This is a genomic window from Pseudomonas sp. Root329, assembly GCF_001424925.1.
Taxonomy (GTDB): domain Bacteria; phylum Pseudomonadota; class Gammaproteobacteria; order Pseudomonadales; family Pseudomonadaceae; genus Aquipseudomonas; species Aquipseudomonas arabinosi.
Window position 1 is genome coordinate 296855 of the sequence record NZ_LMCV01000034.1, and the last position, 19535, is coordinate 316389.

The window sequence follows — 19535 nt, forward strand, 5'->3', positions numbered from 1 at the left end:
ATGTGGAAGGTTCCCGTGACTCAGAAGCCCGACCAGTGTCTTGGTGAATGGATCGACCGTGAAGCACTCGCAGAAGCGATGATTCCGCTTATCGGTCAGCTCTACCGCAATAACAACGTGGTGAGCTCGATCTATGGCCGCAGTCTGATCAACCAGTCTGTCATCGCGATTCTCAAAGCTCACCGCTTTGCTCGCCATCGCCAGTCCGATGACAGCGAATTGTCCGTCCACGAAACATTCCCGCTGCTCAAGGCAATGAGCGAGCTCAAGCTCGGCGCTGCTTCGGTAGACCTGGGCAAGCTAGCAGTCAAATTCAAGGCTGAAGGCAATGGCCGCACTGCCGAGCAGTTCGTCCGTGAAGAAATGGCTGACGTCGTTGGTCAGCAAAATGTTTCCGCCCGCAAAGGCACCGACGTTGTTCTGTACGGCTTCGGTCGTATCGGCCGTCTGCTGGCGCGCATCCTGATCGAGAAAACCGGTGGTGGCGACGGCCTGCGTCTGCGCGCCATCGTTGTCCGCAAGGGCGCCGAAAACGATCTGATCAAACGCGCCAGCCTGCTGCGCCGCGATTCGGTACACGGTTCGTTCAATGGCACCATCACCATTGATGAAGCCAACAACACCATCACCGCCAACGGCAACCTGATCCAGGTTATCTACGCGAAAAACCCGACTGAAGTGGACTACACCCAGTACGGCATCAAAAACGCGCTGCTGGTGGACAACACCGGTGTATGGCGTGACGCCGACGGTCTGGGCCAGCACTTGGCTTGCCCGGGTATCGATCGCGTTGTTCTGACCGCGCCTGGCAAAGGCAAGCTGAAGAACATCGTTCACGGCATCAACCACGGTGAAATCACCGCTGATGACAAGATCGTTTCCGCGGCTTCCTGCACCACCAACGCCATCGTGCCGGTGCTCAAAGCCGTCAACGACAAGTTCGGCATCATCAACGGTCACGTTGAAACGGTTCACTCGTACACCAACGACCAGAACCTGATCGACAACTTCCACAAAGGCGATCGCCGTGGCCGTAGCGCCGCGTTGAACATGGTAATCACCGAGACCGGTGCTGCCACCGCTGCTGCCAAGGCACTGCCTGAGCTGGCCGGCAAGCTGACCGGTAACGCGATCCGCGTTCCGACGCCAAACGTGTCGATGGCCATTCTCAACCTGAACCTTGAGAAAGCCGCCACCCGTGAAGAGATGAACGAGTACCTGCGCTACATGGCGCTGCACTCCGATCTGCATAAGCAAATCGACTACGTCAACTCGCAGGAAGTGGTGTCCACCGACTTCGTTGGCTCGCGCCACGCAGGCGTGGTGGACGCTGAAGCAACCATCAGCCAAGACAACCGCGTTGTTCTGTACGTTTGGTACGACAACGAATTCGGTTACAGCTGCCAGGTGGTTCGCGTGATGGAAGACATGGCCGGTGTAAACCCGCCAGCATTCCCGCGCTAAGCGTTAGCTGCACATGAAAACGCCCCGACTTTGGTCGGGGCGTTTTTGTTTGTGCGGTTTGGTCCGTTGCAGGTGTGTTGTCGGTGTTGGCCTCTTCGCGAGCAAGCCCGCTCCCACATTGGATTTGCGTGCGCCGCAGATCAAATGTGGGAGCGGGCTTGCTCGCGAAGGCGATGGATCAGGCACCGCCGACCTCGGCTGCCTGCGCCGTCCGCAATTCATGACGGTTGCCACGGAACAACACCAAGGTTGCGATTAACCCCAGCACCGCCGCACCACTGAGCCAGATCCCTGGCGCAGCCTTGTTATCCAGCACGTGGATCAGGTACGTGCAAGCCGCGGGGGTAAACCCACCGAACGTTGCAGTCGCCAGGCTGTAAGCCAAAGAGAACCCGGTCGTACGAACCTCAACCGGCATGATCTCGGTCAGCGCCACGACCATGGCGCCGTTATACGAGCCATACAGGAACGACAGCCATAACTCGACGATCAGCAAGTGGCTGAAGCTCGGGTTCGCTACCAGCCACGACAGGGCGGGGTAGGCGGTGAGGATCGCCAGAATCGTCGCCGCCAGCAGCAAGGGTTTGCGTCCGATCCTGTCGGACACAGCACCCATGACCGGCAGCCAGAAGAAGTTCGACAGACCAATGCACACCGTCACCAACAACGCGTCCAGGTCCGACAAATGCAGTTCGGCTTTGCCGAAGGTCGGGGTGTAAGCGGTGATCAGGTAGAACGACACGGTGGTCATCACCACCAACGCCATGCCGGCGATGACGATGCCAAAGTTCTGCCCAATTGAGCGAACGATATCCCGCAGGGTAGGGCGATGTTTGCGCGCCTGGAATTCCGGGGTTTCTTCCAGCGAGCGTCGAATCACGAAGATCACCGGCACGATCATGCACCCGATCAGGAACGGCACACGCCAGCCCCAGTCGCCCATTTGTTCCGGGCTGAGCCAGTGGTTCAAACCCACGCCGAGCAGGCCGGCGAATACCACCGCCGCTTGCTGACTGGCGGACTGCCAGCTGACAAAGAAACCTTTGCGGCCCGGGGTGGAAATCTCGGCGAGGTAGACCGACACACCACCCAGTTCCACGCCGGCCGAGAAGCCTTGCAGCAGGCGACCGAACAGCACGATCAGCGGCGCCGCAACACCCAGCGTGGCGTAACCCGGCACGCAGGCAATCAGGACCGTGCCGGCCGCCATCATCGCGAGGGTGATGATCAGGCCTTTGCGTCGACCATGGCGGTCGATATAGGCGCCGAGGAAAATCGCCCCCAATGGGCGCATCAGGAAGCCGGCCCCGAAGGTGGCCAGCGATAACATCAGGGAAGCGAAAGCGCTGTCGGCAGGGAAGAAGGTTTTGGCAATGGCCGTGGCGTAAAAGCCGTAGACCATAAAGTCGAACATCTCGAGAAAGTTACCGCTGACAACGCGAAAAATCGCCTTGCCTTTGCCCGTGTTGGTAGACATTTGTAGGTACTCACGCTGGTAAATCTTGTTTGAAACGCTGCACCTGTGGGAGCGAGACCGGCTTGCCGGTCTCGCTCCCACAGGTTTTGCGTCTGGCTGGCGGGCGCTGGCAGACCTCGCTCTCATGCGCTCTGAAGCTCATAATGGCGGGCGCTGTTTTGAGGGGGATGAAGAATTGTTAACTGGACGGTGGAGTGGACTTGTGGTGCTGGCCAGCATTTTGTCCGGTTGTGGCAACGGCGACAGCCTGGAACGCTTCGACGGCCCGACCATGGGCAGTCGTTATTCCATTCAATACGTAAGACATTCCTCCACTCCCGGGCCGAAAGCGGTGCAGGTCGAAGTAGAAAAGATCCTCGCCGAAGTCGATCAGCAAATGTCGACCTATCGCAGCGACTCGGACATCGAACGCTTCAACGATCTGCCCGCCAATCATTGTCAGAAAATGCCCGAGCCGATCCTCGAATTGGTTCGCGTCGGCGAGCAACTGTCTTCGCAAAGCGAAGGCTCCTACGACCTGACCGTGGAACCGCTGCTCAATCTCTGGGGATTTGGCCCGCAGGGCCGTGAGGAAAAAGTCCCGACTGTCGAAGCGCTCGCCGAAGTAAGGCAGCGCGTCGGTCACGCGCACCTGCGCATCGACGGCGATCAGCTGTGCAAGGACGCCGCGGTCGAGGTCGACTTCAACAGCATCGCCGCCGGCTACGCAGTCGACACGATTGCGGCAAGACTCGAAGCTATGGGCATCCACAACTACCTCGCCGAAGCCACCGGCGAACTCAAGGCTGCCGGCAAGAAACTCGACGGTTCACCGTGGCGCGTCGCCCTGGAAGAACCCCGCGACGACCAGCAAGTGGCCGAGCGCATCATCGCCGTCGACGGCTACGGCGTTTCCACTTCCGGCGATTACCGCAACTATTTCGAGCAGGACGGTCGGCGTTATTCCCACACCTTCGATGCCCGCACCGGTGCGCCGGTCCTACACACCCTGGCGTCAGTCACAGTAATTCATCCTTCCGCGTTGATGGCCGATGGACTATCGACGCTGTTGCTGATTCTGGGGCCCGAAAGGGGTTGGGACTATGCCCAAACGCATGACATCGGTGCATTCTTTGTGATTCGTGCCGATACAGGATTCGTCACACGAACCAATCAGGCTTTTGAACGCCTGAGTGGCGGAAAAACCGAGTGACGACGGCGATTCAAGCAGCAAAGACTGGTGTTGTAGTGCAGGCAAAACTAGCCTACGACGCGACCAAGGGTTAATGTGCGCGGCGTTGACGCTTATATAGACTGTGTCCGGGTTCTGCACTGGCCCCAAATTGTTCCTTCACGCCGCAGATCGGCGTGATTTAGCCGCAGGTGCCGAGGGCGCCGCGGCCTGTTCTGAGGAGTATGCATGGCTGTCTACAACTACGACGTGGTGGTGCTGGGTTCCGGCCCGGCGGGAGAAGGCGCGGCAATGAACGCCGCCAAAGCAGGGCGCAAGGTGGCGATGGTCGATAGCCGTCGCCAGGTCGGCGGCAACTGCACCCACCTGGGCACCATCCCGTCCAAGGCACTGCGTCACTCGGTCCGGCAGATCATGCAGTTCAACACCAACCCGATGTTCCGGGCCATTGGTGAGCCACGCTGGTTCTCGTTCCCGGACGTATTGAAAAGCGCTGAAAAAGTCATCTCCAAACAAGTCGCATCGCGCACCGGCTACTACGCCCGTAACCGCGTCGACGTGTTCTTCGGCACCGGCAGCTTCGCTGACGAGCAAACCATTGAAGTGGTCTGCGCCAACGGCGTGGTCGAAAAGCTGGTGGCCAAGCACATCATCATCGCCACCGGCTCGCGCCCTTATCGTCCGGCGGACATCGATTTCCACCACCCGCGTATCTACGATAGCGACACCATCCTCAGCCTCGGCCACACCCCGCGCAAACTCATCGTTTACGGCGCTGGCGTGATCGGTTGTGAGTACGCTTCGATCTTCAGCGGTCTGGGTGTATTGGTTGAACTGGTGGATAACCGCGGTCAGTTGCTGAGCTTCCTCGACTCGGAAATTTCCCAGGCCCTGAGCTATCACTTCAGCAACAACAACATCACGGTTCGCCACAACGAAGACTACGACCGCGTCGAAGGCGTGGACAACGGCGTGATCCTGCACCTCAAGTCCGGCAAGAAGATCAAGGCCGACGCCTTGCTCTGGTGCAACGGTCGTACCGGTAACACCGATCAGTTGGGTCTGGAAAACGTCGGCGTGAAGGTCAACAGCCGTGGCCAGATCGAAGTCGACGAGGCCTACCGTACCTGCAAGCCGAACATCTACGGCGCCGGTGACGTGATTGGTTGGCCGAGCCTGGCCAGTGCTGCTCACGACCAGGGTCGTTCGGCCGCTGGCAGCATCGTTGACAACAATAGCTGGCGCTTCGTCAACGACGTGCCGACCGGCATCTACACCATTCCGGAGATCAGCTCGATCGGCAAGAACGAGCAGGAGCTGACTCAGGCCAAGGTGCCGTACGAAGTGGGCAAGGCGTTCTTCAAGGGCATGGCGCGTGCACAGATCGCCGGCGAGCCTCAGGGCATGCTGAAGATTCTGTTCCATCGCGAAACCCTGGAAGTGCTCGGCGTTCACTGCTTCGGTTATCAGGCGTCGGAGATCGTTCACATCGGTCAGGCGATCATGAACCAGCCGGGTGAAATGAACACGCTGAAGTACTTCGTCAACACGACGTTCAACTACCCGACCATGGCCGAAGCCTATCGGGTAGCGGCGTACGATGGCCTCAACCGGCTTTTTTGAGCGGCTCCGGCCGGTGGCCTGAGCCGGCCGGGGAGACCGATTTCAGCAATTCTCGAGCGTGGCGCTGGCCAAACCGGGAAAGTCTGTAATCAGGCTGTCAACGCCGAAGTCGGCGAGTCTGCGCATTAGCGCGGGCTCGTTGACTGTCCATACCGACACATGCAGCCCCTGACGCTGCGCCTTCTGCAGGCGTTCCGGCGTACACAGGGTCCAGTTCAGCGCCAGAATCTCACAGCCATAGCTTTGCGCGACCTTCAACGGGTCGAGCCAGGCGTACTCGGCCACCAGTCCGCGGGACACGTCCGGCACGAAGTCCAGGGCAGCTTTCAATACTTCCCGCGAACTCGAGGTGATCGTGACCTTGTCGAGCAGGCCGAAACGCTGAGCCATTTCGCGAATCGCCAGCACGGTAGTCGCAGCGCGGGTGCGTGAAGCGCTTTTGACTTCCAGCTGCCAGTGCTCGAAATCGCATTTCTCGAACAGTTCTTCCAGTGTTGGGATTGGGCACGGTTTGATCCAGCCCGGGCCGCCAGTGCGCGCATCGTAGGTCACCAGCTCAGCCGCCGTGTGCTCGACGACTTTGCCGCGACGGTCGGTGGTGCGCTTGAGCGTCGGGTCGTGGATGACCATCAACTCGCCGTCCATGGACAGGTGCAAGTCCAGTTCGCAGCGGCGCACGCCGTGTTTGAGGCATTGCTGAAAACTGGTCAGCGTATTTTCCGGTGCTTCGCCCTTGGCGCCGCGATGGCCGTAGATGAGAGTCACGGTTCTTCCTTAAATTAGATGCCTGATTCGTTTTGTTCGCGGGCCAGACGTCGTTCCTGGGCCTGCTTCTGCAAAATGTAGCGGGCCAGCAATTGGCGCTGAGCATCGGTCGGGTATTCGAACTCGGTGCCGACGTCGTAGCCATCGCCTTTGCGATCGCAATGGGTGACGCGAGCCCGCAGCAACAGGCCGAGGGCTTGCGGCATCAGCACCAGTTTGACCGACAGGTGCGCGCCCTCGGCAATGGGCGTCGGATGCTGAAATTCGATCCCGCCTTCGGAAATGATCACCGGCTGCGGCTCGCCGATCTGCCCGAGCACGGTGATTGCGATCACCTGGCTGAGCAAATCGATGCGTTTATTCTGGGATTTCAGGAATGCAGCGAGGTTCCGGTCGCGCTCACTGATCTGGCGCAGCAGGTGCTGTGACTCGAATTCGCTCAGGTGCAGTTCGCTGAGTAAGTTGAACAGAGGGGAAGCATCCTGCAACACTTCCTGGCCTGCGGCTTCGGGAGCGGACAGGGGCCGAATTTCCAGTGCGATCGTGTCCTCGATACGGTAGTATTCGCGGCGATCTTCTTCATCTAATGTCGACATGGCGAACCCATGGTAGCGGCGGTGGTCTGAGTGTAAAGCTGGTTATCGACCCCCGCCACAAGGACGTTCCTTTTCCCTCCGAACAAGCCCCGACATGTTCAGACCTCTCTTCGTATTTATTGGCACGCGTTATACCCGTGCAAAGCGTCGCAATCATTTTGTGTCATTCATTTCCCTGACCTCGATGATCGGACTCGCCCTTGGCGTGGTCGTGATGATCGTGGTGCTGTCGGTCATGAACGGCTTCGATCATGAGATGCGCACCCGCGTGCTGGGCATGGTGCCCCACGCGACCATCGAGTCCGGTGAACCGATCAGCGACTGGAAAAGCCTGGCCGCCAAGGTCAAGCAGAACCCGCAGGTGACGGCCGTGGCGCCGTTTACCCAGATGCAGGGTTTGCTGACCAACAACGGCAAGGTCTCCAAAGTCCTGCTCAATGCCATCGACCCTGCGCTGGAACGGCAGGTCTCGATCATTGATAACTTCATGCAGCAGGGCAAACTCGATGACCTGGTGCCTGGCAGTTTCGGCATCGTCATCGGTGACAAGGCCGCGGCCAAGTTGGGTGCTGCGATCGGCGACAAGCTGACGTTTGTGGCGCCGGAAGTCACCGTGACCCCGGCCGGGATGTTCCCGCGCATGAAACGCTTTACCGTGGTCGGCATCTTCCATGTCGGCGCCGGTGAGCTGGACGGCTATCTGGGCATCACCAATCTGCAGGATCTGGCCAAGCTGCATCGCTGGAAACCGGATCAGGTCCAGGGCATCCGCCTGAAGTTCGACGACCTGTTCCAGGCGCCACGCGTGGCGTGGAGCATCGCCCAGCAACTCGGCGAAGACCATTTCTATGCCCGCGACTGGACGCGCACCCACGGCAATCTGTATCAGGCGATCCGCATGGAAAAAGCCATGATCGGTTTGCTGTTGCTGCTGATCGTCGCTGTTGCCGCGTTCAATATCATTTCCACGCTGGTGATGGTGGTGAACGACAAGAAGGGCGACATCGCGATTCTGCGCACCCTTGGCGCCACGCCGGGTTCGATCATGGCGATCTTCATGGTGCAGGGCACCGTCATTGGTGTGGTCGGGACGCTGATCGGCGCCGTGGTCGGGATCTTCGCCGCGTTGAACGTCAGCGCCGCGATCTCGGTCCTCGAAGGGCTGATCGGGCACAAATTCCTCAACGCCGACGTGTACTTCATCGATTACCTGCCGTCGCAAGTGCAGAGCCAGGATGTGTTGATGGTCTGCGCCGCCGCGTTGGTCCTGAGTTTCCTCGCCACCCTGTATCCAGCCTGGCGTGCCGCGCGCACCCAGCCTGCGGAGGCGCTACGTTATGAGTGAGTTGGGCATGAGTGATAAAGCAATCTTGAGCTGCCGCGACCTGGGCAAATCCTACGAGGAAGGCCCGGAATCGGTAGAGGTTCTGGCCGGTCTGCAGCTGGAGCTGCATCCGGGTGAGCGCGTGGCGATTGTCGGTACCTCGGGCTCGGGCAAAAGTACGTTGCTCAACCTGCTGGGCGGCCTCGATACACCGACCAAGGGCAGCGTCTGGCTGGCCGGCGAAGAGCTGTCGGCGCTGAACGAAAAAGCTCGCGGTTTGCTGCGCAATCGGTCGCTGGGTTTCGTTTACCAGTTCCATCACTTGCTGCCGGAATTCACCGCGCTGGAAAACGTCTGCATGCCGCTGCTGATCGGCAAGACGGCTATTCCGGAAGCGCGTCAGCGTGCGACGGCATTGCTGGAGCGGGTAGGGCTGGGCCATCGTCTGGAACACAAACCGTCGGAACTGTCCGGTGGTGAGCGTCAGCGTGTGGCCATCGCCCGCGCCCTGGTGAACAATCCAGGCCTGGTGATGCTCGACGAGCCGACCGGCAACCTCGACTCCCACACCGCCCAGGGCATTCAGGATTTGATGCTGGAACTCAGCACCTCGATGCGCACGGCGTTCCTGGTGGTGACTCACGACATGAACCTGGCTCGCCAGATGGATCGCGTCCTGCATTTGCAGGAAGGTTACCTGACGCCCATCTGATTGACCGAAACCCGACGTACTGAACAGTACGTCGGGTCTTTTATTTTTATACGGTGCCCAGCGAATGTTCAGACCGTTATCGATCTTTATCGGCGCGCGCTATACCCGCGCCAAGCGCCGCAATCGCTTTGTTTCCTTCATCTCGATGACCTCGATGATCGGCCTCGCCCTGGGCGTGCTGGCGATGATCGTGGTGCTGTCGGTGATGAACGGCTTTCAGCGCGAAATGAGCTCGCGCATCCTCGGTATGGTGCCTCACGCGACTATCGTCGGCGTCAATCCGATCGACGATTGGCAGCCCGTCGCTGCGGCGGCCATGAAGAATCCTGAAGTGACGGCCGCCGTGCCGTTCACCGAGATGGAAGGCATGCTGTCCTACAAGGGGACGATGCAGCCGATCCAGGTCAGTGGCGTCGACCCGGCGCAGGAAGGCAAGGTGTCGATCGTTGCCCAGCACATCGTTCAGGGCCGTCTCGATGCCTTGAAACCGGGTGAGTTCGGCGTGGTGATCGGCGAGATCACGGCACGCCGCTTCCGCTTGAACGTTGGCGACAAGATCACCCTGATCGTGCCGGAAGTCAGCACTGCACCGGGCGGCATCACCCCGCGCATGCAGCGGTTGAACGTGGTCGGCGTGTTCAAGGTCGGCGCCGAACTGGACGGTTCCATGGCGCTGATCCACGTGGCCGATGCCGCGCAGATGCAGCACTGGGCGCCGAATCAAGTGCAAAGCGTGCGCCTGGCGGTGAAGGATTTGTACGCTGCGCCGAAGGTTTCCAGCGATATTGCTGGCGGGCTGGGCACCGCTTACAAGGCTGATGACTGGACTCACACACAGGGCAGTCTGTTCAGTGCGATGAAGATGGAAAAAACCATGATCGGTCTGCTGCTGTTGATGATCGTCGCCGTGGCGGCGTTCAACATCATCGCAACCCTGATCATGGTGGTGAACGACAAGGGCGCGGACATCGCGATCCTGCGGACCATTGGTGCTACGCCGCGGCAGATCATGGCGATCTTCATGGTGCAGGGCACCGTGATCGGGGTTGTCGGTACGTTGATTGGTGGTGTGCTCGGCGTGATTGCGGCGCTGAACGTCAGTGAACTGGTGGGCTGGATGGAGCGGGTCAGCGGGCAGCACATCTTCAGTTCCGACGTGTACTTCGTCAGTAACCTACCGTCCGAACTGCAGGGTGCGGATGTGCTGTTGATTTGCTCCGCCGGGTTCATTCTGAGCTTCCTCGCCACCGTTTACCCGGCATGGCGTGCGGCGAAAGTCGAGCCGGCTACCGCGTTGCGTTACTCGTAAGACCTAAGATCGCCTTCGCGAGCAAGCCCGCTCCCACATTTGACCGAGTCAACTCAGATCCAATGTGGGAGCGAGCTTGCTCGCGATGAGGCCAGTCCTGCTGGCCTCAATCCCCCTTCGGCAACTCAATCACAAACCGCGTCCACCCGTTATCCGATTCGCAACGAATCTGCCCGCCATGGGCGCGGATGATTGACTGAGTGATCGCCAACCCCAATCCCGCATGTTCACTACTACCTTCCTGACGCGCCGGATCAGCCCGGTAGAAGCGATCAAATAAACGCGGCAGCAACGCCCCATCAATTCCTTCGCCGCTGTTTTCCACCGTCAAGCTCATCCCCTTAGGTTGATCAACAATCCGCACCCGAACCTCGCCTTCGACCGGCGTAAACCGCAGCGCATTGTCCAGCAAATTGGAAAGCGCCCGACGCAACATGCTGCGATCGCCCTCCATGCGCGCACTGCCTTCACGACTCAACCTGACCTGAGCGTCCTCCGCCAACGGCGCAAAAAACTCCAGCAACAGATCCGCTTCTTCCGCCAGTTCCAGCGGTTCGCGCTTGGGCATCAACAACCCGTGGTCGGCCTTGGCCAGGTACAACATGTCGTTGACCAGTTGCGCCATCCATTGCAGCTCTTCGAGGTTGCTGTGCAGTGCTTCGCGATAATCCTCGATCGGACGTGGGCGGGTGAGGGTGACCTGGGTGTGAGTCAGCAGGTTCGACAATGGCGTGCGCAATTCATGGGCGATGTCGGCGGAGAAGGCCGAGAGCCGCTGAAAAGAGTCGTCGAGGCGTCCGAGCATGGCGTTGAAGTTGTGGGCCATTTCCGCGAGTTCTGGCGGCATGTTTTCTTCGGGCAAGCGAGCATTGAGCGATTGCGCTGAAACGCCGCTGGCAACCGCACTCATGCGCCGTAACGGCCGCAACCCACTGCGCGCGGCCCAGGCACCGAGCAGGGCGGTGGCCAGTGCCGACAAGCCAACTGTCAGCCAGATCAGGTGCTGCATGCGTTGCAGAAAGTGCTGGTGATGGGTGATGTCCAGCAGCAAGGTCAACTGCGGCGAGTCAAGTTTGTCGAGGTACAACGGAGCGTTGAGGACGCGGTAGTCGGTACCTTCGCTGCTCACCGTGGACAAACCCGGTTGGGTCGGCAATGCCTGGGGCAGGTGCGTCGAGCTGTCATACCAGCGCTTGCCGTCGCTGCCAGTGATCCGCAGCGACAGATCAGCCTGTCGGCTCAATTCATCGGCCAGTTTGACTTCGCTTTCACTCGACTGAATGTCATGAAGTGCCCGACGCAAACCAATCAACTTACCGTCCAGCAACTGCTGATCGAGTTCAACGAAATGCGCTTCACTGGCCCGGCTGAACAACACCCCGGCGAACAGCGACACCACGGCGGTGCACGCCGCAAACAGCAGCGCCAGGCGACTGCTTAACGAAAGTCGACGCATCAGGCGGGGCGCTCTTCAAGGACGTAACCCATGCCGCGCACGGTGTGAATCAACTTGTTGGGGAATTCATCGTCGATCTTCAGGCGCAAACGACGGATCGCCACTTCGATGACGTTGGTGTCACTGTCGAAATTCATGTCCCAGACCTGGGAAGCGATCAACGACTTGGGCAGGACTTCGCCTTGCCTGCGCAGGAGCATTTCCAGCAGGGCGAATTCCTTGGCCGTCAGGTCGATGCGCTGACCGCTGCGTTCGACCCGGCGGCGGATCAGGTCCAGACGCAAGTCCGCCAGTTGCAGGCTGGTTTCCTGAGGTGTGGCGTTGCCACGGCGCAACAGGCTCCGGACCCGGGCCAGCAGTTCGGAGAAGGCGAACGGTTTGACCAGGTAATCGTCGGCGCCCAGTTCGAGGCCGTGGACCCTGTCCTCCACCGCGTCGCGCGCTGTCAGAAAAAGTACCGGCGTATCGAGGCCGGCGCCGCGCACCGCTTGCAGAATCTGCCAGCCATCGCGACCGGGCAGCATCACATCGAGGATCAACAGCGAGTAATCGCCGGTCAACGCCAATTGTTGGCCGGTGCTGCCGTCCGCCACCAGTTCAGTATTGAAACCGGCTTCGGTCAGGCCTTGGCGCAAGTAGTGGCCGGTTTTCGGTTGGTCTTCGACGATCAGCAGCTTCATGGGCGACTCGAGGCAAATGGAACGAACGCTTTATACCGTGGGCGGCGTTAATACAGGTCAACCTGACAAAGTTGTAATCTGGCTGTCAGGTTGCGGGCAGTCGCAGCAGTTTAGAGTTTTCCACAGGCTGAACCTTATCTTGTTGGAGTACGACTATGTTTTTGCGCAAATCACTGGTGCGCGTCGCGTGTTTGCTGGCGTTGAGCTCGCCGGCGTGGGCTTCCCCGGCGCATACCTACGACTTCGGCCAGCCGGCCCCGGCGGCCAAGGCGACTCGCAGCATTGAAATCGTCATGGGCGACATGTCGTTCACGCCCAAGGCGATTGATATCAAGGCCGGTGAGACCGTTCGTTTTGTGTTGGTGAATAAAGGTCAGTTGTTGCACGAATTCAACCTCGGTGACGCGGCAATGCATGCCAAACATCAGCAAGAAATGATGAAGATGCAGCAAAGCGGCATGCTGATGCCTACAGGCATGAAGGAAATGGACCACGGCGCCATGGCCGGTATGGAGCATGAAATGAAGCACGACGACCCCAATAGCGTACTCGTCGAGCCGGGCAAAACCGCCGAGCTGACCTGGACCTTCACCAAGGCCACCAACCTGGAATTTGCCTGCAACATCCCCGGTCATTACCAGGCCGGCATGGTCGGCAAGATGACTGTCAGTCAGTAAGCACTCAAAGGCGGGAGCAAAGGCTGGTAGAATCCGCTGATTCTTCAGTCAGGTTTCCGCCATGCATCCCGCAGCCGAACACTCGCCGCTGGGCAAATCCAGCGAATACATCGCCACCTACACGCCGTCCTTGCTGTTCCCGATCCCGCGCACCGCGAAATGGGCCGAGCTGGGCCTTACGGCTGAAACTCTGCCGTACAAGGGCGTGGATTTCTGGAACTGCTTCGAACTGTCGTGGCTGTTGCCGTCCGGCAAGCCAGTGGTGGCGATTGGCGAGTTCAGTATCCCGGCGGATTCGCCGAACATCATCGAATCGAAGTCGTTCAAGCTGTACCTGAACTCCTTGAACCAGACACCGTTTGCCGACACCGCGAGCCTTGAAGCGACGTTGGCCAAAGACCTGTCGGCCGCTGCCGGTAAACCGGTCGGCGTGCGGATTCGCAGCCTGAAGGACGTCGAGGCTGAAGGCGTTGTGGCGTTGCCGGGCGTGTGCATTGATGATCTGGATATCAGCGTCAGCAACTATGAACACCCGCGTCCGGAACTGCTGCGTTGCGATGAGTCGCGCATCGTGGAGGAGAGCGTGCACAGCCATTTGCTCAAATCCAACTGCCCGGTCACCAGTCAGCCGGACTGGGGCAGCGTGGCGGTGGAATACCGTGGTGCGGCGCTGGATCACGCGAGTTTGCTGGAATACATCGTGAGCTTCCGTCAGCACTCCGACTTTCACGAACAGTGCGTGGAGCGGATCTTCCTCGACCTGCAACGGTTGTTGAAACCGGAGAAATTGACGGTGTATGCGCGGTATGTGCGGCGCGGTGGGTTGGACATCAACCCGTATCGCAGCACTGAAACCGTTCAACTGCCAAATCACCGCCTGGTTCGCCAATAAAGAACCATTGTGGGAGCGGCGGTGCGGCGATCCGACTTGCTCGCGAAAGCGGTCCAACAGGTACGTTGATATTGAGTGTGCCGACGCCTTCGCGAGCAAGCCCGCTCCCACAAGGGATTGCATTTCAGGTCGCAGACATTAAAAAGCCCCGCTATCACTAGCGGGGCTTTTTTGTATTCGGCGGGTTCAGATCCCCATATTCGCCAGGGCTTGCACGATGTTGCGCAAGGTGCCGGCCAGGGTCGGGTGTTCGATTTCGAAGCGCTCGACGGCCAGGTTCACATTGTCGGCGAGGCTGGAGTCCTGGGTTTTAGTTTCGAGCTCAATTTCGAGTTCGATCTGTTGCATCAGCGCGTGCAGGTCTTCGCGCTCGGCTTCGGTCAGCGGTGGATTCTGTTCCAATTGCTCGCGCAGAGTATTGAGCTGTTGTTGCAGTTCGCGGGCAGGCATGGCGTTCTTCCTTTTATCGATAGGCACTGGCATAGACCGCAGCAGCACGCCAAAGGTCTATGGCTTGACCTTTAGATTAATCCACTCGCGCGCAACCTGCATGATCTCGATCAGGGCTTTTCGCCCTTGAGCCGGCGCAGGCTGATGTCGGCCAGACAGGTGTCGAGTTCACCGAGGTGATCGATCACCGAATGCACACCCAGGCCGAACAGTTGCATCGTTGCCTTGCCGCGTTTGAATTCCCGTTCCTGCTGAGTCAGCGCCTGCCATTCGTTGGGCGCCAGGCCGCAGAGTGAGCCACAGGACGCCAGCCCAATCGTCCACAATCCGGCATTGAGCCCCGCTTGCAACAATCGTGGTTCGCCGCTGACCAGCACGCAACCCTCCAGTCGATCGACATTCAACGTCATCAAGGCTTGCCAGCAGGCATGCGGTGCCGGCCATGGATTGATTGTTTCGGGGTGTTGCGAGGGTTTGATCCATGAAGGCAAGGCAGCGGCCAGGGAATGGCTGAGGGCAGGGGGGAGTTCATCGAGCCAGGCACAGGGAATCTGCTGATGTTGCAAGCTGCGCAGGCTATCCAGCGCGCCGGGCGTGGCCTCGGCGTGTATGGCAGAGGGGATGCCGTGGGCGCGTGTGCGGGCACCGAAATCCACCAGGCAACCACTGAGGCCGAACAGGACGGCGGTCAGGCTGGGCGCAACGTGGGGCAAGGTTTCGGCGTGCGGCATATCAACATCCCTGAAATAGCCTCAAGGCTAGGGGGCGACGGTGACAGTTGAGTGACACTGATATGAATCGCTCACAATCATGCCTCGCGCGGTGCTGCCTAAAGCGGCTATTCCGTCTTATACTAGCCCGCTTAACGCTTGGGCCAAGGGCCCGCGCCAGTACAATCCAAGGAGTTTTTCTATGCGCTGGAGCAATCATCTAGCTCAGTTTTGTGTGTTTACCAGCGTATTGCTGGTTCCGTTCGTTGCCCAGGCAGCCTCGGAAGACGACCCTTGGGAAAGCATCAACCGCCCGATCTACAAGTTCAACGATGTGCTCGACACCTATGCGCTGAAGCCTTTGGCCCAGGGTTATCAGTTCGTGACGCCGCAGTTCCTTGAAGACGGCATCCACAACATGTTTCGCAACGTCGGTGAAGTCACCAACCTTGCCAACGATATCTTGCAGGCCAAACCGGCCGCCGCTGGCGTCGACACCGCACGCTTGATCTTCAACACCACTTTCGGCCTGCTGGGCTTCTTCGATGTGGGCACCAAGATGGGCCTGCAACGCAATGACGAAGACTTCGGCCAGACCCTCGGCTACTGGGGCGTAGGCAGCGGCCCGTACGTGATGCTGCCGCTTCTGGGCCCAAGCACTCTGCGTGACGCGCCGTCCAAGTATGTCGACGGCTACACCGGCCCGTACCCGTACATCAACGACATTCCGGTGCGCAACTCGCTCTTCGGCCTGAACATCATCGACACCCGCGCCAATCTGCTGTCGAGTGAGAAGCTGATCACCGGCGACAAGTACACCTTCATCCGCAATGCGTACCTGCAGAACCGCGAATTCAAAGTCAAAGACGGCCAGGTCGAAGACGATTTCTGATCTCGACCGGTAAAACGAAGAAGGCGGCCAGTGGGCCGCCTTCTTTCGTTTGGCTTCCGGGACCGGTTTTGACTCATGGGTTTGAACCTTCCATTACGTTACGGTTTTGCCTGTTCTTATAACTCCCGGTGATTTGAAATCGAAAGACGTCAAGCGACCATCGGCGTGAGCTTGAAACGCCCCGCGGATGGGAGTACCGTCTGCGCCTTAGAAGGGCACCTCTGGTGTACCTGTGTGTAGGGCAAATGCTCGAAAACAGTGCAGTAGAGAGGCTAGAAAGCGAATCCAGTAGTGAGAGCCGGGACAAAGCCCCTGCCTGCTACGCCAACCTAATTCTGGCGCCGTTTGCCCACATGCCAAAAACCAGTGCCACGCTGCTGATAATCGATGATGACGAAGTAGTGCGCGCGAGCCTCGCGGCCTACTTGGAAGACAGTGGTTTCAGTGTCCTGCAGGCCAGCAATGGCCAGCAGGGTCTTCAGGTATTCGAGCAAGACAAGCCCGACTTGGTCATCTGCGATCTGCGCATGCCACAGATGGGCGGACTCGAACTCATTCGCCAGGTCACCGAGCTGTCGCCACAAACCCCGGTGATCGTGGTTTCGGGCGCCGGCGTGATGAACGACGCGGTCGAGGCCCTGCGCCTGGGCGCGGCGGATTACCTGATCAAGCCTCTCGAAGATCTGGCTGTGCTCGAGCACTCTGTGCGCCGGGCCCTGGATCGTGCGCGCCTGCTGCTGGAAAACCAGCGCTACCGCGAGAAGCTGGAAAAGGCCAACCGCGAGCTCGCCGCCAGCCTGAACCTGCTCCAGGAAGACCAGAACGCCGGTCGCCAGGTGCAGATGAACATGCTGCCGGTCAGCCCCTGGACCATCGATGAGTTCCAGTTTGCTCACCAGATCATCCCGTCGCTGTACCTGTCGGGTGATTTCGTCGACTACTTTCGGGTCGACGAGCGTCGGGTAGCCTTCTACCTGGCGGACGTTTCCGGTCATGGCGCCTCTTCAGCCTTCGTTACCGTGTTGCTGAAGTTCATGACCACGCGCTTGCTGTTCGAATCCAAGCGCAGCGGTACATTGCCGGAATTCAAGCCTTCAGAGGTCCTTGGTCATATCAACCGAGGCCTGATCAGTTGTAAGCTGGGTAAACACGTCACAATGGTCGGTGGAGTCATCGACGAGGAGACAGGTTTGTTGACCTATAGCATCGGCGGTCATTTGCCGTTGCCAGTGTTGTACACGCCAGACAGTGTTCGTTATCTGGAAGGGCGTGGTCTGCCTGTGGGCCTCTTCAATGAAGCCACCTACGAAGATCACGTACTGGAGCTGCCGCCGACGTTCAGCCTGACGCTGATGTCCGATGGCATTCTGGACCTTTTGCCAGAACCTACACTCAAAGAAAAAGAAGCGGCTTTGCCCCAACGGGTCAAGGCAGCGGGCGGCAGCCTGGATGGTCTGCGGCAGGTTTTTGGATTGGCCACGCTAGGGGAGATGCCGGATGATATCGCCCTGTTGGTGTTGAGCAGGAATCTTTAATGAGTACCGGTAGAATCCAGTTCGCCGAGCAGGATGGCACCTTCGTCCTGAAGTTCGTCGGTGAAGTTCGCCTGACCCTGTGTTCGGCGTTGGATGCGACTATTGAGCGGATCTTCACGGCGTTGAACTTCAACGCGATCGTGATCGACCTGACCGAAACCCGCAGCATCGACAGCACCACCCTTGGCCTTTTGGCCAAGCTGTCGATCCTGTCGCGGCAAAAGGTCGGCTTGCTGCCGACCGTCGTCACCACCCACGAAGACATCACCCGTCTGCTGCAGTCCATGGGCTTCGAGCAAGTGTTCAACATCGTTGACCGCCCGATCCCGTGCCCTGAGTGCCTGACCGACCTGCCAGACCAGGATCAGTCCGAAGAAGTGGTGCGGATCAAAGTGCTCGAAGCACACAAGATCCTCATGGGCCTGAACGACTCCAATCGTGAAGCGTTCCATGATCTGGTGAACGCCCTCGAGCGTCATTGATTGCTTGAAGTGATGTGGGTCTGAAGGCCCCATCGCGAGCAGGCTCGCTCCCACATTAGTCTTGCGTCGAACACACCATCCCGGCTGCCCCAAAAATCCCCTGTGGGAGCGAGCCTGCTCGCGAAGGCGCCATAACAATCACCACATCTTTCAGCGCGAAGCCACTACCCAAATTCAACGCAAAAAAAGGGCGAACCTACCAAGGTTCGCCCTTTTTGCATCAAGCTAAATCAAATCAGAGCTTGGCTTGCAGCAATGCTTCGAGTTTTTCCTGGTCCCGAGCGAACTGACGAATACCTTCAGCCAGTTTCTCGGTCGCCATCGCGTCCTCGTTGGACAACCAACGGAACTGCGCTTCATTCAAGCTCAAACGAGCTTCACCGGCCTGACCCGGTGCCAATTTGCGCTCCAGCTTGCCAGTATCCGCCGCCAGCTTATCGATCAAATCCGGGCTGATGGTCAGACGGTCGCAACCGGCCAACTGCTCGATCTGATTCAGGTTACGGAAGCTCGCGCCCATGACCACGGTCTTGTAGTCATTGGCCTTGTAGTAGTTGTAGATACGCGTCACCGACTGCACGCCCGGATCATCCGCGCCGGTGTAGTCGTTGCCGTTGGCTTTCTTGTACCAGTCGTAGATGCGACCCACGAACGGCGAAATCAGGAATACGCCTGCATCAGCACACGCCGCAGCTTGAGCGAACGAGAACAGCAACGTCAGGTTGCACTGAATGCCTTCTTTTTCCAGAATTTCGGCAGCGCGGATGCCTTCCCAGGTGGAAGCGATCTTGATCAGCACGCGGTCACGGCCAATGCCGGCCTTGTCGTACAGCTCGATCAGACGGTGCGCACGCTTCAATACGGCGTCAGTGTCGAACGACAGGCGCGCATCCACTTCGGTGGAAATACGGCCAGGGATCACTTTCAGAATTTCTTGCCCTACCGCAACGCCAAAACGGTCGCTGGCCAGGCCCACATCGCCCTTGCAGTCGCTGACGCAAGCGTTCAGCAACTCGGCATAACCGGGAATGGCCGCCGCTTTGAGCAGCAGAGAAGGGTTGGTGGTAGCGTCCACGGGTTTAACGCGAGCGATAGCTTCGAAGTCGCCGGTGTCGGCAACTACGGTGGTCATTTGTTTGAGTTGTTCCAGCTTGGAAGTCATGGGCGTGCTCTGTCCTATGGGTCTAATGACATTACCCGAGCGCTGACAGCCACTCAAGGGTGCGTGTACGTATCGAGGGCCCCAGCGGCAACATCCGGAAAACGGCTGTTTGAATGGCAGGGCGCGGTATCGGTAAATACGATGCCAAATCAGACCAC

General features: G+C 59.0%; 19 protein-coding genes. 11 read left to right on the plus strand and 8 right to left on the minus strand.

Annotated elements, in window-relative coordinates:
* Positions 1 to 1464, plus strand: a complete 1464-nt coding sequence (locus tag ASC74_RS23000; RefSeq protein WP_056744309.1) for a glyceraldehyde-3-phosphate dehydrogenase — start codon at positions 1 to 3, stop codon at positions 1462 to 1464.
* Between the two features lie 178 nt (positions 1465 to 1642).
* Here ASC74_RS23000 and ASC74_RS23005 read toward each other — a convergent pair whose 3' ends face one another.
* Positions 1643 to 2941 carry an MFS transporter gene (locus ASC74_RS23005; protein ID WP_056744310.1) on the minus strand — a complete coding sequence of 433 codons (1299 nt, stop codon included), beginning with the start codon at positions 2939 to 2941 and terminating at the stop codon, positions 1643 to 1645.
* A gap of 205 nt (positions 2942 to 3146) precedes the next feature.
* Between ASC74_RS23005 and ASC74_RS23010 the strand changes: the two genes are divergently transcribed.
* Positions 3147 to 4133: an FAD:protein FMN transferase gene (locus tag ASC74_RS23010; protein WP_056744685.1), complete on the plus strand. Its 987-nt coding sequence runs from the start codon at positions 3147 to 3149 to the stop codon at positions 4131 to 4133.
* A gap of 207 nt (positions 4134 to 4340) precedes the next feature.
* Complete coding sequence (sthA, locus tag ASC74_RS23015) at positions 4341 to 5735, plus strand: Si-specific NAD(P)(+) transhydrogenase (protein ID WP_046047831.1); 1395 nt, start codon at positions 4341 to 4343, stop codon at positions 5733 to 5735.
* Positions 5736 to 5777: 42 nt separating this feature from the next.
* Here sthA and ASC74_RS23020 read toward each other — a convergent pair whose 3' ends face one another.
* Positions 5778 to 6500, minus strand: a complete 723-nt coding sequence (locus ASC74_RS23020) for a glycerophosphodiester phosphodiesterase (RefSeq protein WP_056744312.1) — start codon at positions 6498 to 6500, stop codon at positions 5778 to 5780.
* 14 nt (positions 6501 to 6514) lie between these two features.
* Positions 6515 to 7096, minus strand: a complete 582-nt coding sequence (locus ASC74_RS23025; protein WP_046047829.1) for a PilZ domain-containing protein — start codon at positions 7094 to 7096, stop codon at positions 6515 to 6517.
* A gap of 94 nt (positions 7097 to 7190) precedes the next feature.
* On the opposite strand from ASC74_RS23025, the gene ASC74_RS23030 reads away from it, so the two are divergent.
* From ASC74_RS23030 to ASC74_RS23040, 3 genes are all read left to right on the plus strand, one after another.
* Positions 7191 to 8441, plus strand: a complete 1251-nt coding sequence (locus tag ASC74_RS23030) for a lipoprotein-releasing ABC transporter permease subunit (RefSeq protein WP_056744314.1) — start codon at positions 7191 to 7193, stop codon at positions 8439 to 8441.
* Positions 8442 to 8448: 7 nt separating this feature from the next.
* Entirely contained in the window at positions 8449 to 9132 is a 684-nt protein-coding gene (gene lolD / locus ASC74_RS23035; RefSeq protein ID WP_177338873.1) for a lipoprotein-releasing ABC transporter ATP-binding protein LolD, read from the plus strand.
* Between the two features lie 64 nt (positions 9133 to 9196).
* Positions 9197 to 10441, plus strand: a complete 1245-nt coding sequence (locus ASC74_RS23040) for a lipoprotein-releasing ABC transporter permease subunit (RefSeq protein ID WP_056744318.1) — start codon at positions 9197 to 9199, stop codon at positions 10439 to 10441.
* 106 nt (positions 10442 to 10547) lie between these two features.
* Here ASC74_RS23040 and ASC74_RS23045 read toward each other — a convergent pair whose 3' ends face one another.
* Positions 10548 to 11897, minus strand: a complete 1350-nt coding sequence (locus tag ASC74_RS23045) for a heavy metal sensor histidine kinase (protein ID WP_056744320.1) — start codon at positions 11895 to 11897, stop codon at positions 10548 to 10550.
* A complete protein-coding gene (locus tag ASC74_RS23050; protein WP_056744322.1) occupies positions 11897 to 12577 on the minus strand; it encodes a heavy metal response regulator transcription factor in 681 nt (226 codons plus the stop codon). The genes ASC74_RS23045 and ASC74_RS23050 overlap by 1 nt, the downstream gene beginning before the upstream one ends.
* Before the next feature lie 155 nt (positions 12578 to 12732).
* On the opposite strand from ASC74_RS23050, the gene copI reads away from it, so the two are divergent.
* A complete protein-coding gene (copI, locus tag ASC74_RS23055) occupies positions 12733 to 13254 on the plus strand; it encodes a copper-resistant cuproprotein CopI (RefSeq protein WP_056744324.1) in 522 nt (173 codons plus the stop codon).
* Positions 13255 to 13315: 61 nt separating this feature from the next.
* On the plus strand, positions 13316 to 14146 hold the full coding sequence (gene queF, locus ASC74_RS23060) for an NADPH-dependent 7-cyano-7-deazaguanine reductase QueF (RefSeq protein ID WP_027921667.1): 831 nt from the start codon (positions 13316 to 13318) through the stop codon (positions 14144 to 14146).
* A 186-nt stretch (positions 14147 to 14332) separates the two neighbouring features.
* Here the strand turns inward: queF and ASC74_RS23065 are convergent, their stop codons facing one another.
* Both ASC74_RS23065 and ASC74_RS23070 read right to left on the minus strand, forming a co-directional pair.
* Positions 14333 to 14596 (minus strand): DUF4404 family protein, encoded by a 264-nt coding sequence (locus tag ASC74_RS23065; RefSeq protein ID WP_056744326.1) that lies wholly within the window; start codon positions 14594 to 14596, stop codon positions 14333 to 14335.
* A gap of 110 nt (positions 14597 to 14706) precedes the next feature.
* On the minus strand, positions 14707 to 15327 hold the full coding sequence (locus ASC74_RS23070) for a hypothetical protein (RefSeq protein ID WP_056744328.1): 621 nt from the start codon (positions 15325 to 15327) through the stop codon (positions 14707 to 14709).
* A 181-nt stretch (positions 15328 to 15508) separates the two neighbouring features.
* Here ASC74_RS23070 and ASC74_RS23075 point away from each other — a divergent pair, with 181 nt between their 5' ends.
* The 3 genes from ASC74_RS23075 to rssC all read left to right on the plus strand — a co-directional run bounded on the left by ASC74_RS23075 (position 15509) and on the right by rssC (position 18215).
* Entirely contained in the window at positions 15509 to 16198 is a 690-nt protein-coding gene (locus tag ASC74_RS23075) for an MlaA family lipoprotein (protein WP_056744329.1), read from the plus strand.
* 353 nt (positions 16199 to 16551) lie between these two features.
* Positions 16552 to 17733, plus strand: a complete 1182-nt coding sequence (gene rssB, locus ASC74_RS23080; RefSeq protein ID WP_010456296.1) for a two-component system response regulator RssB — start codon at positions 16552 to 16554, stop codon at positions 17731 to 17733.
* Complete coding sequence (gene rssC / locus ASC74_RS23085; RefSeq protein WP_007935262.1) at positions 17733 to 18215, plus strand: anti-sigma factor antagonist RssC; 483 nt, start codon at positions 17733 to 17735, stop codon at positions 18213 to 18215. The genes rssB and rssC overlap by 1 nt, the downstream gene beginning before the upstream one ends.
* A 235-nt stretch (positions 18216 to 18450) precedes the next feature.
* Here rssC and tal read toward each other — a convergent pair whose 3' ends face one another.
* Positions 18451 to 19377, minus strand: coding sequence for a transaldolase (gene tal, locus ASC74_RS23090; protein WP_056744331.1), 927 nt, complete (start codon positions 19375 to 19377; stop codon positions 18451 to 18453).
* Positions 19378 to 19535 lie beyond the last annotated feature (158 nt).